Here is a 13,963-nt window from a genome sequence, read left to right as displayed (position 1 = left end):
GCCGGCCCTACGGGGCCGGCGTTTTCGCGTTCCCCGGGCGCAGGCGGCCGAGCACGCCCAGGCAGACGAGGGCGATCACTCCGCCCCATACGAGCAGCAGCTGGATCGCACCCCCGAAGGTGACAGCGGGCGTGAGCCCGGTGCGCAGCGGCACGTCCTCCAGCATGTGGCCGGCGGTGTCCGCGGGGATCCCGGCGATCTCCGACCCGTCGGGGGCGATGATCTGGCTCGTCCCGACCGTCGAGATGTTGACGACCGAGCGTCCCGTCTCGACTGCGCGCATGCGGGCGAAGGCGAGCTGCTGGAGATTCTCGTCGGTGCCGCGGAAGTCCGCGTTGTTCGTCTGGAACATGTAGATCTCGGCGCCGTCCTGCGCGCCGTCCCAGATCACGTCGTCGTAGATGACGTCGAAGCAGATCGCCAGGCCGACGCCGACGCCGTCCACGTCGAAGAACGGGCGGGAGCCGCCCTGCGTGTACTCCCGCTGCACGAGATCGATGAGGTCCGGCGCGAACAGCCGGTAGAGCCAGCGATCGGGGACGTATTCGCCGAACGGCACGGGATGCCGCTTGTCGTACACGTCGACCGGATTCTCGGCATCCTGCTCCCACAGCAGGGATGAGTTGAAGTACTCGTCACCGCGCTGCGTGACCGCCGCGACGACGAGTGGCGCATCGAGCCGACCCGCCAGCGCATCCAGCGTCGCGGCGGTGCTCGCATTCGCCGTCGGATCGGAGTCGACGCCGCCCTCCGGCCACAGCAGCACGTCGAGATCCTCGCCGAACAGCGGAGCCGTGGCCCGCAGCTGGGCGTTCAGCACGTCGTTCCGGCCGCGCTCGTCGAAGTAGCCCGCCGGTCCGTTGCCCTGGACCGCCCCGACGCGCATGGTGCCGGCGTCCGTCGTCGGGAACTGCGGCAGCGCGAACAGCAGGATCGCGACGACGGCGACAGGGAGAGCCGTGCGGAGGTCGCGGTACCGGCGCATCCGCGCCCACTCGACCGCACTCGCGCACACCATGACGACGAAGAAGGACAGCCCCGCGACGCCCACCCAGGACGCGACGCTCGCAAGCGGGCTGTCGGCCTGCGAGATGCCGACACGGCCCCACGGGAACCCTCCGTACGGCCACGTGCCGAGCAGCTGCTCACGCAGGACCCACAGGGCGGCCACGATCGCGGGGAGGGCCACCAGGCGCGCCCAGGCGCCCGTCCGCACGCGCGGGAGCCACCGGTAGGCCAGCGCGATCGGCACGGCCGTCACCGCCGTGAGGAGCGCCTCGAGGGTCGCAAGAGCGATCCACGGGACAGGGCCGAGATACCGCGCGGTGAACGACACGTTCACCAGGAAGAACGCCAGTCCGAAGACCAGCCCGACCAGGACGGCGCCCCAGACCCGCCGGCCGATGAGGCTGATCAGTGTCAGCGGGATCGCCACGAACACCATCGGCCACCACGCCAGCGCCGGGAAGGCCGTCGTGAGGGCGAGTCCGCCGACGGCCGCCGCGATGACCGCCGCCCACAGGGGCAGGAGCGGGCGCGGCAGCGGTGGGCGGGACGGCGCGTCGGGTGGCACGGATTCCACCCTAGGCGAGCGGGACGACGATGCTCTTCGGCCGCGGGGTCAGACGGCCGAATAGGCGACGATGCCGCGGCGGACGGCATCCAGCGCCTTGCGGGCGGTGCCGGCTATCGGCTGGTCGGCGACGATCGACAGCTGGTCGAGCAGGTCGATCGTCTGCTTCGCCCAGCGGACGAAGTCGCCCGCCGCCATATCGGCCTCGGTCAGCACGCGATCGAGCATGCCGCCGCGCGCCCACGTGTGCATCGCCTGCGCCAGGCCCGCAGAGACGGGCTCGGATCCTGGGAGCCGGTGCTCGCGCTCGAGATCGTCGAGCTCCTGCCACAGCGACGTCGTCGCCTCGAAGGCGGACCGGAACGCTCCGCGCGGCAGTCCGCGCTCCCCCGGCCCGGCGTCGTCGCGGCGCGGCTCGTAGACCAGCGAGCAGGCGAGAGCGGCGAGGGACGCGGCATCCAGGTCCTTCCAGATCCCGCGGCGCAGCGACTCGGCGACCAGCAGGTCGCGCTCCCCGTAGATGCGCCGCATCGTGCGCCCGGCGGGAGTGAGCGTCGTGACTCCGTCGTCGGCGATCGCCACGTACTCGAGTGCCCCCAGCACGTCGACGACGCGGTCGAAGATCCGCGCCACTGTTCCGGTGCGGGTGTCGATCTGGCGCCGCATCTTGTCGATCTCGCGCTTGAGCTTCCAGTAGCGCTCGGCCCAGCGGGCGTGGTGCTCGCGGTCGGGGCACTGATGACACGGATGCCGCTGCATGCGCTTGCGCAGACTCGAGATCTGGCGCTGCCGCTCGTCGCGCGTGCGCCGCGCGGCGCTGACATCCTTGCGGTTCACCTTCTCGAGATCGCTCAGCTCGCGGCGGATGCCCGAGTACTCCGCGAAGTCGCCCCGGTCGCACGTCATCGCCTTCTCGTATCCCGCGAGCGATTCCTCCTGCTCGCGGACCTGGCGGGCAAGGCCCACCACCGCGCGGTCGGCCTGGAACTGGGCGAACGACGACTCGAGGATCTCGCGCGCCCGCGCCCGGCCGAACTGGTCGATGAGGTTGACGGCCATGTTGTAGGTCGGTCGGAAGCTGGAGTTCAGCGGATACGTGCGCCGCGACGCCAGGGCGGCGACCGCCTGCGGGTCGAGCGCCTCGGTCCACTGGATCACGGCGTGGCCCTCGACGTCGATGCCGCGACGCCCCGCCCGCCCGGTGAGTTGCGTGTACTCCCCCGACGTGATCGCGACGCGCGCCTCGCCGTTGAACTTCTCGAGCTTCTCGAGGACCACGGTGCGGGCGGGCATGTTGATGCCGAGCGCGAGAGTCTCGGTCGCGAACACCACTTTCACGAGCTTGCGCTGGAAGAGCTCCTCGACCACCTCTTTGAAGGCCGGCAGCAGCCCCGCATGGTGCGAGGCGACACCCCGCTCGAGGTTCTCACGCCACTCCCAGAAGCCCAGGACGGCGAGATCCTCCTCGAGAAGGGTGCGGGTGCGCTCTTCGATCACGGCGCGGATCTCGCGGCGTTCCTCGTGCGACGTCAGGCGCACGCCGGCACGCCGGACCTGCTGCACGGCTGCGTCGCAGCCCACGCGGCTGAAGATGAAGAAGATCGCCGGCAGCAGGTTCGCCCGCGACAGCAGCTCGACGACGTCCGGGCGATCGAGGCGCTCGATGCGCTGCACGTTCGCCGAGCGCACCGGTCGCGTCCCGCCCCGGCTCGGACGACGGCGGGATGCCTCGTACCCGCCGCCCGCGTAGTGAGCGCGTTCACCGCGGTCGCCGCTGCGCAGCTGCTGCGCGCGCCTGTTGTTCTCGAAGTTCGGCCCCTTGAACGACCGGATGCGCATGAGCTCCTGGTTGACCTGCGCCGTCGCGATGCCGGCGCGGTCGTCGAACAGGGGCAGGAGGTCCCCCCGCACCAGCACGTGCTGTTCGAGGGGCACCGGGCGGGTCTCGGAGACGATCACCTCGGTGTCGCCGCGCACGGTGTCGAGCCAGTCGCCGAACTCCTCGGCGTTCGACACCGTCGCCGACAGCGACACCAGTCGCACGGTGGGCGCGAGGTGGATGATGACCTCTTCCCATACGGCGCCGCGGAACCGGTCGGCGAGGTAGTGCACCTCGTCCATCACCACGTACCGGAGGCCGCGCAGCGCCGGAGAGTCGGCATAGAGCATGTTGCGCAGCACCTCGGTCGTCATGACGACGATGCGCGCGTTGCCGTTGATGTTCGTGTCGCCGGTGAGAAGACCGACCTCATCGGCGCCGTAGACGTCCTGGAGCTCCCGGAACTTCTGGTTCGACAGCGCCTTCATCGGCGTCGTGTAGAACGCCTTGTCGCCGGGCGTCTGCATCGCCAGATGCACGGCGAACTCGCCGACGATCGTCTTGCCCGCGCCGGTGGGCGCGGCGACCAGGACGCTCCGGCCGTCCTCGAGCGAGCGGCATCCCTCGATCTGGAACGGGTCGAGGGTGAATCGCTGGGACGCCGCGAACGCGGCGGTGAGGGGGTGGGTGCGATCGAGCTGAGCGGTCTCGCTCGCTCGTGCATAGCGCTCGGCAGGAGCGGGGTCGCTCACGGCGCCTCGGGCGGGAGGAGCGTGGCCGCGCGCTTCGCCTTGCGGCGGTCGAACAGCATGGACAGCCCGACCGCGGCGAAGTACAGCACGCACAGGATCCCCGCGAGAAGCAGCATCGAGGTGACATCGGCGGCGGGAGTCGCCGCGGCGGCGAAGACGGTGATGATGATGATCGCGACGCGCCAGCCCTTGAGGATGTCGCGGCCCGACACCACGCCCGCGAGGTTGAGGGCGACGAGGAACACTGGAGTCACGAAGGACACGCCGATCACGAGCAGCAGCTTGAAGACGAAGTCGTAGTACGTGGCGTAGTCGTAGAACTGCGCGATGCCCTGGTCGTTCGGCACGAAGTTCGACATCAGCACGACCATGTGCGGCATGATCAGCCAGCCGACGTAGAGGCCCGCCATGAAGAGCGGGATCGCCGCGGCCAGGAAGCCGATGGTGTACTGGACCTCCTTGCGCGTGAGCCCGGGCATGATGAACGCCCAGATCTGCCACAGCCACACCGGCGCCGAGATGAGAAGGCCGATCGCAAAGGCGATGCGCATGTGCAGATCGAAGCCGCTCGAGACGGTCGTGAAGTTCAGGGCGATGTACTGGTCGCCCCGCTCCCCCGCGATCTCCACGATCGGCTGCGAGAGCAGATCGATCACCCAGCCGCTGATGAGGAACGCGACCACCATGCCGATGACGAGGCCGGCCGCCGCGATGAAGAATCGCTTCCGCAGTTCGCGCAGATGCCCGCCGAGGGACATCCGCTTATCGCGCCGAGGCTGCTCGGGCTCCTCGATGCGCGGTGGATCCGTGGTGACCACGCCGGGTCAGGAGGACGGGTCTGCGGTGCTGCTCGAGCTCGCCGGAGTATCGGCCTTCGGAGCATCCGACGACACGTTCTCGGCCTTGGACTTGGCCGAGGAGTCGTCCTCCTTCATCGCCTTCATCTCACCCTTGAACACCCGGGCGGACTGACCGAGGCTCTTGGCGAGAGCCGGCAGCTTTGCAGCCCCGAAGAGGAGCAGGATCACCGCGAGGATGATCAGAAGATGCGGCCATCCGAATGCGCCCATGCGGAGTCTCCTTGTCGGTGCGGATGTGGCTCCAGTGTAACCCTGTGACGGTGACTCGGAGCCGCCCTCAGCGGTATTGCGCCAAGCCGGCTTCAGCCCACTCTGCCACAGCCCGGCGCGCGCCGGCGGGCTCGAGCACCTCGACGGCGCCTCCGCGGCGTGCCGCGAGACGGCGCAGGCTCAGTTCGTCGGCGACCCGCATGGTGGCGATCGTGACGCCGCCGGAGGTCTCGAGCGTCGCGCGGTCGAGGTAGTCGCCGAGCAGTGGTGCGACCTCTTCGGGGAAGCGGATGCGGGCGACGATGTCACCGGCGTCGGTGTCGAACCAGTCGGGCGCCTGCTCTCCCGCGTGCGTGCTGGGGATGCCGGTGAGCTCGAGGTCGCTGACGCGGTCCAGGTGGAAGGTGCGCATCGCCTCGCGCAGATGGCACCAGCCCTGCAGATACCACTGGCCGCTCGCGATGTGCACCTTGACCGGATCGACGGTGCGGGTCGTGGGTGCGGCGTCGGGCGCCTTGTAGGTGAACGAGACGGCGACGCCGCGACGCAGCGCGTCGGCGACGAGGTCGCGCACGGCGTCGACCGGCTCGGGAGCCAGGATCACCTCTGCCGGCGTGGCGGACGCTCCGCGTGCCAGCTTGGCCAGCAGCCCTGAGTAGAGCTCGGTGTCGCCCACGCCCGGGATGGAACGCGCCAGCTGCAGACCCGCGAGCAGCGCGGCGGCTTCGCGGGCCGTCAGCTTCGGCGACCGCTCCAGGCCGACCGAGTTCGTGATGACGATCAGGTCGCGTTCGTCGAGGAGGTCCCAGTCGATGTCGAACAGGTCGTTCGACATCTGCCAGTAGCCCCGGTCGCCGGGAAGGCCGATGACCGTCAGCTTCTCGACCATCGACCGCATCTGCTCGGGCGCGACGTCGAACTCGTCGGCGGCCTCGGCGAGCGAGACCTCGCCCTTGCCGATGAGGTACGGCACGAGCTGCAGCATGAGGGCGGCGCGGTCCGTCGCCACCAGTGGCCTGCGCGCGGTCATGACTGGCTCCTCGCGTTCGTCGACGCTGCCTCGTGCAGGTCGCGTGTGGCGGCGAGGCGGTCGATCACGCGATCCCGCAGCTCCGCCGGAGCCACGACACGCACCTCGGGTCCGTAGGAGGCGAGCTCGTCGGCGAAGATGTGGGCGTCGACGTACGGCACGCGGATGCCCTGCTCGGCAGGCTGCGCCCGGCGGGCGAGCCGGAGCGCGGCCTCGGTGCCGGGGTTGACCTCGAGGAGGGCCGAGTTGCGGGCGGCGACCTCGTCGAGGCCGGCCAGCGCCCGCTCTCCTGCGCCCTCGCGCAGCGCCGGGTCGAACGAGGCGCGTGCGAGGGTGACGGGCCCGACGATCCGCTGGAGCAGGAACGTGCGATCGGCCTGCACGTCGAGATCGATGCCGAACACGTGCCAGCGGCCCTCGTACTCGATGAGGGCCAGGGGCTGCACCCGGCGCGTGCGAGGAGCCTCCTCCCCCGGCTTGAGGTACGGGAAGGTGACGACGCGGCTCGACTCGATCGCCTGCTGCAGCCCCGGGAAGGCGGGATCGTGCATGCTGAGGCGCGGCGAGAATCCGATGATGGGCTCGTCGACGAGGTCGCCGAGCGCACGGATCTTCCGCAGACCGCTGCGGGCATCGTCCGACATCGAGCTCTGGCTCCACACGCCTCCGGCGAGTGTGAGGAGCGCCTGTTCGGCCGGGGTGAAATCGATGTCCTCGGGCAGCTCGTACTCGGCGCTCGGCACGCGATAGCGCGCCTCGCGCAGGTCGTCGGGATCGGCCCAGTCGCCGATCGTCTCGATCGGCACGCCGAGGCCGCGCAGCGACTCCTTGTCGCGCTCGAACATCTTCTCGAGCGCGTCTTTCGACGCGCCCGCCGCGCTCTGCTCGCGGTAGCCGGCGACCGAGGTCAGGATCGTGTCCTTCGTCAGCCCCTGGTCGGTCGCGATGAGGGCCACCACGAGGTTGACAAGGCGCTCCTCGGGCGGGATCTTCGCGGCGGCAGTGGCAGGCACCCGCCTATCTTAGGGCCGCCCGCGACCCGGGTCGCGGAACCCGGTCACTCCGCCGGCGGGACGTCGACGCCGAGGATGTCGATGACGTAGACGAGCGTCGAGCCGGGCGGGACGGCGCCGTTGGCGTCGTCGCCGTAGCCCTGGTCGGGCGGGACGACGACCAGCACCTGCGAGCCGACGGTCTGGCCCTCGAGCGCCTTCGCGAAACCGGGGACGACCGCGTCGGCAGTGACCGACGCGGGCTGATCGCCCCATGTGCTGTCGAACGTCTCGTCCTCGCCCCAGACGACACCACTGTAGTGGACGCGCACCGGCTGGTCGCCGGTCACCGTCTCTCCGGTGCCCTTCTTCAGGGTCTGGACGACGAGGTCGGTGGGCGGGGCGCCGTCGGGGATGATCAGGCCCGGCTGGCCGTCGGGCGCACGCACGACGGTGGGCAGGCCGAAGCCGCTGTTGAACTGGTTCTGCCCGTCGGCGGCGGGGAGATACACCTTGCGCAGGTCGATGACCGCCACGACGGTGTCCTCCTCGTCCAGGCCGAAGCCGACCGAGACGTCGGGCGACATGTCGTCGGGCGACATCGCGACCGCGATGCGCGAGCCCTCGGTGGCGCACTGCAGGGCCTCTTCGAAGCCGGGGAAGTTCGTCGTCCACTGATCCGGCGACGAGACGCGCGACAGGTCGCCGTCATACGCGGTCGCCACGATCGGCTCACCGGTCGTACCGCTGAAGAGCGCGACGTCGACCACCATGAGCTGGTTCGGCGCGGTGACCGGCGTGCCGTCGCCCGAGACGACGTCCTCGAAGGCGAGGTGCGGCGCGTGCAGCGGTGTGTACACGTCGACCTCGGGCTGGTCCTCGGTGTCGCCGGTGACGTCGATGAGGTCCATGACGTCGGCGTCGGACACGGCAGGACGGGAGCAGTCTGACGACGAGCCGGGCATCGAGCATCCGGCCAGGCCGACGGTCACCAGTCCCAGGACGGCGAGGGCAGCGGGGATCTTGCGCACCGGAACAGTCTAGGCGGTGCCGTCGGGCTCGCCCGCGCGTCCCGACGCCTGACGGGCGCCCTCCGCCGCGCGCTCGGCCTCGCGGACGCGCTTACGCAGGTTCTTGTCGGTGATCTGCCGGTCGCCGACCGCGCCCGGCGTCCACAGCTCGACATCCTCGTCGCCGTAGCTGGACTTCGAGGCCCGGCGCTTGACCTCCGGTGCGATGGCGCCGGGTGCCAGGCGGCGCGCCCAGATCAGGAAGCCGGTGTGCGCGACCATGCGGTGGTCCGGACGCACGGCGAGGCCTTCGACGTGCCAGCCGCGCACCATCGTCTCGTTCGCGTCGGGCTCGGTGAACAGGCCGGTGCCGCGGATGTACTCCGCGACGCGGCTCAGCTGCGTCGCGGTCGCGACGTAGCAGACGACGACGCCGCCGGGCGTGAGGGCCTCGGCGACGACGTCGATGCATTCCCACGGTGCCAGCATGTCGAGGACGACGCGGTCGACGGATGCCGGAGCCACGGTGTCGGTGAGCTCCTCGGCCAGGTCTCCGACGACCACGTCCCAGTTCGCGGGGACCTCGCCGATGAAGGTCTCGACGTTCGCGCGGGCGACGGCGGCGAAGTCGTCACGGCGCTCGAACGACACCAGGCGTCCGTGGCCGCCGATCGCCCGCAGGAGCCACAGTGACAGGGCTCCCGATCCGACCCCGGCCTCGACCACGGTGGCGCCCGGGAAGATGTCGGCCTCGGCGAGGATCTGGGCGGCATCCTTCGGGTAGACGATGGCGGCGCCGCGCGGCATCGACATCACGAAGTCCCGCAGCAGCGGCCGCAGCGCGAGGTACTCGTGGCCGCCGCTGTTGGCGACGACGGACCCGTCCGGCTGGCCGATGAGCTGCGTGTGCTTGAGCACGCCGTGGTGCGTGTGCAGCTCGCCGTCCCCGCGCAGCGTGATGGTGTGGAGCCGGCCCTTGGGACCGGTGAGCTGCACGCGGTCACCGAGGCGGAAGGGACCGCTCGGTCGTTCGGCGGCGGCGAGGTTGTCGGTCATCGGGCGATCTCCTCGGCCGGGTCGGAGGCGTGGACGCGTGCGCGGTGCGCCGCGTGGAAGGCGATGACGTCGTCGGCGGTGCGGCCGTCGAGCGTGTCCCAGAGGATGTGCGCGCCGGCGCCGGTGAGGGAGACCATGAGCGGCACGCCGATCACGGCGGCGCCGGAGGCCACGGCCGAACGCAGGCCGTTCGGGGAGTCCTCGATCGCCACCGTCTCGTGGGGAGCGACGCCCAGCACCTCGCACGCCTGCAGGTACGGGTCGGGGAAGGGCTTCGGGCGCGTCGCGTCGTCGCCCGCGATCACGACGTCGAACGCCTCGAAGTCGATGAGGTCGACGACCGTCTGCGCCATGCGCCGCATCGACATCGTCACCAGGCCCGTCTTGATGCCGGCATCGCGAAGGTTCGCGAGCAGCTCGCGCGCCCCGGGACGGAACGGCACGCCGGTGACGTTCAGCTGGCGCATGACGTCGTCGGTGAGGTGATCGATGATGGCGTCGGTGCTCATGCGCACCCCGGTCCCCTGCAGGATGCGCGCGGAATCCTCGAGCCCGAGGCCCACCAGGCCGAGCGCCTGCTCGTGCGACCACGTCCCGCCGAAGCTCTCGATGAGCGGCGTCTCCGCCGCCATCCAATACGGCTCGGTGTCGACGAGGGTGCCGTCCATATCCCACAGGACGGCCGAGAGGCGGGGCTCATTCACCGTGCAATCCTACGAGAGGGCTCCGGCCCTCCGTGGAGAGGGGGGCATATCCTGGATGGAGCCCGCGGACGATGCGGGCGGAGGGGGTCCCGTGGACGGACTGGGTCGTCGTGTTCTCGTCGCCGCATTCGATGGATGGAACGACGCTGGCGAAGCCGCGTCATCCGCCATCACGCAGCTGCGCGAGGGCGGATCGTACGAGACCGTCTTCTCGGTGGATCCCGAGCTCTACTTCGACTACCAGTACACGCGCCCGCACATCGCCGCGGACGGCGACGGACGACGCACGCTCCGCTGGCCGGAGGCCTCGCTGCTGCGCCCGGCACGCACGACCCGCGGCACGCAGCTGTGGCTGCTCACGGGAGTCGAGCCGGCCCGCGCGTGGCAGGCCTTCTCGTCCGAGTTCATCGACATGGCGCTGCGGGAGGACATCACGGGCTTCGTCGCGATCGGCTCCATGATGTCGGATGTGCCGCACACTCGCCCGATCTCCGTCTTCGCAGGCAGCGACAACGAGAACCTTCGCGGCTCCCTCGAGCTGGAGCGCAGCTCGTACGAAGGGCCCGTCGGCATCCTGAGCGTGCTCGGCGACGCCGCGGAGCGCGCCGGCATCCCGACGGCCAGCCTGTGGGCGAGCGTCCCGCATTACGTCGCCGGACACACGCCGTCGCCCAAGGCGACGCTCGCACTCCTCGACAAGCTGGAAGACCTCACCGGCGCTCCGGTCCCCCGTGGCGATCTCGCCACCGAGGCGGCGGCCTGGGAGGCCTCCATCGACGCGGCCGCGGCCGACGACGAGGAGATGACGGAGTACATCCACCAGCTCGAGCGCACGCGCGACACGTGGGACTCCCCCGAGGCGTCGGGCGATGCGATCGCACAGGAGTTCGAGCGCTATCTGCGCCGCACCGACGGAAAGCCGGGCGACGGCCCCAGCAAGCCCGGCCGCGACGACCCGCGCCGCTGAGCGGCATCCGTCCGCCGCGCGGTCGCTGAGACCCGGTCGTTGAGCGAGCGAGGCACGAGCGAGACGAAACGCCACGGACTCACGATCAGCGCAGGTCGGCGACGTTTCGTCTCGCAAGCTCGCTCGACGACGGGCTGAAGGTCAGGGGTTGATGACGCCCATGCTGAGCAGCACGAGGAGCAGCGAGCCCAGCGCGACGCGGTACACCACGAACGGCAGGAAGCTGTGCTTGGAGATCCAGCTCATGAAGAACGCGATCACTCCCAGCGCCACGATGAACGCGACGCCCGTCGCCACGGCGGTCTCGCCGAGCGTGAACACGCCCGGCTCGTCGAGGCTCTTGAAGAGCTGGAAGAAGCCGCTGCCGAAGACGGCGGGGATCGCGAGCAGGAACGCGTAGCGGGCGGCGGCCGCGCGCTCGTATCCCATGAAGAGACCGGCGGTGATGGTGCCGCCCGACCGCGACACGCCGGGGATGAGCGCGAGCGACTGGGCGAAGCCGTAGATCACGCCGTGGCCGATCGTGATGTCCTGGAGCTTGCGCTTCTTGGCTCCGACGTGATCGGCGATGCCGAGCAGCACGCCGAAGAAGATCAGCATGCCGGCGGTGATCCACAGCGACCGCAGCACGGTCTCGATCTGGTCCTGGAAGAGAAGGCCGAGCACGACGATCGGGATGCTGCCGATGATGATGAGCCAGCCGAGCTTCGCGTCGGGGTCGTTGCGCGGGATCCGGCCGAACAGGGCGCGGAACCAGTGTCCGATGATCCTCACGATGTCGCGCCAGAAGAACACCACGACCGCAGCCTCCGTGCCGATCTGCGTGATCGCGGTGAACGCGGCGCCGGGATCCTGCGCCGACGGCAGGAACTCGCCGAGGATGCGCAGGTGGGCGCTCGAGGAGATCGGCAGGAATTCGGTCAGTCCCTGGACGAAGCCGAGGATGATCGCTTCGAGAAGCATGGGCGCCTTTCAGACGGGCCTGACGGATGCCGCGCAGTCGCGGCGCCCGACGGGGACTTCAGTAGGTGCGGAGCAGGTCGGTGAGCACAGCTTGGCCGAAGACCAGCGCGTCGATCGGGACGCGCTCGTCGACGCCGTGGAACATGCCGGTGAAGTCGAGATCGGCCGGGAGGCGGAGGGGGGCGAAGCCGTAGCCCGAGATGCCGAGCGCGGCCAGCGCCTTGTTGTCGGTGCCGCCGCCCATGAGGTACGGCACGACCGGCGCGCCGGGGTCGTGGCGGCCCAGCGCCGCCACCATCGCGTCGACGAGGTCTCCCGAGAACGGGACCTCGAGACCGATGTCCTGGTGGACCACCTCGACGTCCACGCCGTCGCCGACGATGCGGCGGATGTCGGCGAGGGCGGCCTGCTCGGTGCCGGGCAGCACGCGGACGTCGACCAGCGCCTCGGCGCGGTCGGGGATCACATTGTGCTTGTAGCCGGCGATCAGTCCGGTCGGATTCGTCGTGGTGCGCAGCGTCGAGCGGAGGAATCCGGATGCCGCACCCGCAGCAGCCGCGACAGCGTCGGGGTCGCCGGCGGCCTGGCCCGTGAGCTCCGCCAGTCGCGCGGTCATCTCGCGGGTGGTGTCGGTGAGCGTCACCGGCCACGCGGTGCGGCCGAGGGCCGCGACGGCCTCGGCGAGGCGTGTCACCGCGTTGTCGGAGTGGAAGCTGGAGCCGTGGGCGGCGCGGCCGCGGGCGACGAGCCGGATCCACACCAGGGCCTTCTCCCCCACCTGGAGGAGGTACGCGTGACGATCGCCGAGCGGGATGGAGTAGCCGCCCACCTCGCTGATCGCCTCCGTCGCACCCTCGAACCAGCCTGGGCGGTCCTCGACGACGAGCGCGGACCCCTCGACGCCGCCGTTCTCCTCGTCGGCGAAGAACGCCAGCACGAGGTCCCGCTCCGGCTGCCCGCCGGAGCGGAGGATGTCGGCGACCGAGGTCAGGATCATGGCATCCATGTCCTTCATGTCCACCGCACCGCGGCCCCACAGCATCCCGTCGCGGACGACGCCCTCGAACGGGTCGACGCTCCAGTCCTCGGCGATGGCCGGGACGACGTCGAGGTGGCCGTGCAGCACGAGCGCCGGCTTGTCGCGATTGCGCCCCGGCACGCGCGCCATGACGTTGGTGCGGCGCGGGATCGGCTCGTAGTACTCCGGTGCCAGTCCGAGGTCCGACAGGTACGCGCCGACGTACTCCGCGGCCTCGCGCTCCCCCGCGGCGCGCCCGCCACCGTGGTTCGTCGTGTCGAAGCGGATCAGATCCCGTGCCACCGAAGCGACTTCGGGGAGGCCGAGATCGGGTGAGGGCATGCGGACAAACCTACCCGACCGTGTGACCGACGCGCTTCGGGGCGGTCGCCTGTCGCGCCGCCCCGAAACCACCTCGCGCGTCGCCGCTCAGTGCACGACATACATCGCGCCCCCCACGACGAACGTCAGCAGGGTCGTCCACGCGACGATCGCCAGGCCCTGCCAGAAGAGGATGCGTGCGGTCTTCACGCCCGCACCGGCGAGCATCGTCGCCGTGAACTGCGTGGGCAGCAGCAGCGGTCCGAGCAGGCTGACGCCGGGAACGCCGTAGCGCTCGAGCGCCCGCTGGAACTTGGCCTTGCGCGCCGAACCGCGCTCATCGCCGACGGGAGGCGACGAGACGTCGGCGATATCGCCTCCACCGGCCGCGACGAGCCGGCGCGTGCGGGTGCGTGTGACGACCGCCGAGCGTGTCCGCGCCGTCAGCAGCACGAGCACGGTGACGCACACGAAATTGCCGACGATGCCGGCCGCGGCGGCGATCGCAGGATGGATGCCGCCGATGATTCCGATCACGGCCGCGCCCTCGCCCTCGATGAACGGGACGGCGCCCGCTGCGGCGACGATGAGCGGCTGGACGAGGTCGGGCACCTGGGCGACGAGGTCCTGGAAGGTGTCGACGAGACTCATGATGTGCTCCTGATGGTCGATGCGGGCCGATCCTGAT

General features: G+C 70.4%; 13 protein-coding genes. 1 reads left to right on the top strand and 12 read right to left on the bottom strand.

Features of this window, described 5'->3' with window-relative positions; genetic code table 11:
* Positions 1-7 precede the first annotated feature (7 nt).
* From lnt to ACI3KX_RS05360, 9 genes are all read right to left on the bottom strand, one after another.
* On the bottom strand, positions 8-1,573 hold the full coding sequence (lnt, locus tag ACI3KX_RS05400) for an apolipoprotein N-acyltransferase (protein ID WP_404908420.1): 1,566 nt from the start codon (positions 1,571-1,573) through the stop codon (positions 8-10).
* Between the two features lie 48 nt (positions 1,574-1,621).
* Complete coding sequence (locus ACI3KX_RS05395) at positions 1,622-4,144, bottom strand: DEAD/DEAH box helicase (RefSeq protein WP_404908418.1); 2,523 nt, start codon at positions 4,142-4,144, stop codon at positions 1,622-1,624.
* Positions 4,141-4,902 (bottom strand): twin-arginine translocase subunit TatC, encoded by a 762-nt coding sequence (gene tatC / locus ACI3KX_RS05390; protein ID WP_404908505.1) that lies wholly within the window; start codon positions 4,900-4,902, stop codon positions 4,141-4,143. The genes ACI3KX_RS05395 and tatC overlap by 4 nt, the downstream gene beginning before the upstream one ends.
* A 66-nt stretch (positions 4,903-4,968) precedes the next feature.
* Positions 4,969-5,214, bottom strand: coding sequence for a Sec-independent protein translocase subunit TatA (gene tatA / locus ACI3KX_RS05385; protein WP_349427616.1), 246 nt, complete (start codon positions 5,212-5,214; stop codon positions 4,969-4,971).
* A gap of 67 nt (positions 5,215-5,281) precedes the next feature.
* Positions 5,282-6,244 (bottom strand): helix-turn-helix transcriptional regulator, encoded by a 963-nt coding sequence (locus tag ACI3KX_RS05380; protein ID WP_404908415.1) that lies wholly within the window; start codon positions 6,242-6,244, stop codon positions 5,282-5,284.
* Positions 6,241-7,257 carry a helix-turn-helix transcriptional regulator gene (locus ACI3KX_RS05375; protein ID WP_404908413.1) on the bottom strand — a complete coding sequence of 339 codons (1,017 nt, stop codon included), beginning with the start codon at positions 7,255-7,257 and terminating at the stop codon, positions 6,241-6,243. Before ACI3KX_RS05375 ends, ACI3KX_RS05380 begins: the two co-directional genes overlap by 4 nt.
* 44 nt (positions 7,258-7,301) lie before the next feature.
* A complete protein-coding gene (locus ACI3KX_RS05370; RefSeq protein ID WP_404908410.1) occupies positions 7,302-8,267 on the bottom strand; it encodes an FKBP-type peptidyl-prolyl cis-trans isomerase in 966 nt (321 codons plus the stop codon).
* 9 nt (positions 8,268-8,276) lie between these two features.
* The gene (locus ACI3KX_RS05365; RefSeq protein WP_404908407.1) at positions 8,277-9,302 is read right to left on the bottom strand and encodes a tRNA (adenine-N1)-methyltransferase; all 1,026 of its coding nucleotides are present in this window, start codon (positions 9,300-9,302) and stop codon (positions 8,277-8,279) included.
* On the bottom strand, positions 9,299-10,006 hold the full coding sequence (locus ACI3KX_RS05360; protein ID WP_363357446.1) for an HAD family phosphatase: 708 nt from the start codon (positions 10,004-10,006) through the stop codon (positions 9,299-9,301). Before ACI3KX_RS05360 ends, ACI3KX_RS05365 begins: the two co-directional genes overlap by 4 nt.
* 91 nt (positions 10,007-10,097) lie before the next feature.
* Between ACI3KX_RS05360 and ACI3KX_RS05355 the strand changes: the two genes are divergently transcribed.
* Complete coding sequence (locus ACI3KX_RS05355) at positions 10,098-10,973, top strand: PAC2 family protein (RefSeq protein ID WP_404908404.1); 876 nt, start codon at positions 10,098-10,100, stop codon at positions 10,971-10,973.
* A 141-nt stretch (positions 10,974-11,114) separates the two neighbouring features.
* On the opposite strand, the gene ACI3KX_RS05350 is transcribed toward ACI3KX_RS05355, so the two are convergent.
* The 3 genes from ACI3KX_RS05350 to ACI3KX_RS05340 all read right to left on the bottom strand — a co-directional run bounded on the left by ACI3KX_RS05350 (position 11,115) and on the right by ACI3KX_RS05340 (position 13,926).
* Complete coding sequence (locus tag ACI3KX_RS05350; protein WP_308867361.1) at positions 11,115-11,936, bottom strand: undecaprenyl-diphosphate phosphatase; 822 nt, start codon at positions 11,934-11,936, stop codon at positions 11,115-11,117.
* Positions 11,937-11,994: 58 nt separating this feature from the next.
* Positions 11,995-13,296 carry a M20/M25/M40 family metallo-hydrolase gene (locus ACI3KX_RS05345; RefSeq protein WP_363357447.1) on the bottom strand — a complete coding sequence of 434 codons (1,302 nt, stop codon included), beginning with the start codon at positions 13,294-13,296 and terminating at the stop codon, positions 11,995-11,997.
* Between the two features lie 87 nt (positions 13,297-13,383).
* Complete coding sequence (locus ACI3KX_RS05340) at positions 13,384-13,926, bottom strand: small multidrug efflux protein (RefSeq protein ID WP_404908400.1); 543 nt, start codon at positions 13,924-13,926, stop codon at positions 13,384-13,386.
* Positions 13,927-13,963: the final 37 nt, after the last annotated feature.

Origin of the sequence: Microbacterium sp. ZW CA_36 (assembly GCF_044987475.1) — a bacterium.
Taxonomy (GTDB): Bacteria; Actinomycetota; Actinomycetes; order Actinomycetales; family Microbacteriaceae; genus Microbacterium.
The sequence above is the reverse complement of the archived record's forward strand: the minus strand, read 5'-3'. Positions and strand labels throughout refer to the sequence as shown.

What these genes read in the sequence shown, in the direction of transcription:
- tatC (WP_404908505.1), bottom strand. Translation starts at nt 4,902, where the DNA reads ATGTCCCTCGGCGGGCATCTGCGCGAACTGCGGAAGCGATTCTTCATC.
- tatA (WP_349427616.1), bottom strand. Translation starts at nt 5,214, where the DNA reads ATGGGCGCATTCGGATGGCCGCATCTTCTGATCATCCTCGCGGTGATC.
- ACI3KX_RS05380 (WP_404908415.1), bottom strand. Translation starts at nt 6,244, where the DNA reads ATGACCGCGCGCAGGCCACTGGTGGCGACGGACCGCGCCGCCCTCATG.
- ACI3KX_RS05365 (WP_404908407.1), bottom strand. Translation starts at nt 9,302, where the DNA reads ATGACCGACAACCTCGCCGCCGCCGAACGACCGAGCGGTCCCTTCCGC.
- ACI3KX_RS05350 (WP_308867361.1), bottom strand. Translation starts at nt 11,936, where the DNA reads ATGCTTCTCGAAGCGATCATCCTCGGCTTCGTCCAGGGACTGACCGAA.
- ACI3KX_RS05345 (WP_363357447.1), bottom strand. Translation starts at nt 13,296, where the DNA reads ATGCCCTCACCCGATCTCGGCCTCCCCGAAGTCGCTTCGGTGGCACGG.
- ACI3KX_RS05340 (WP_404908400.1), bottom strand. Translation starts at nt 13,926, where the DNA reads ATGAGTCTCGTCGACACCTTCCAGGACCTCGTCGCCCAGGTGCCCGAC.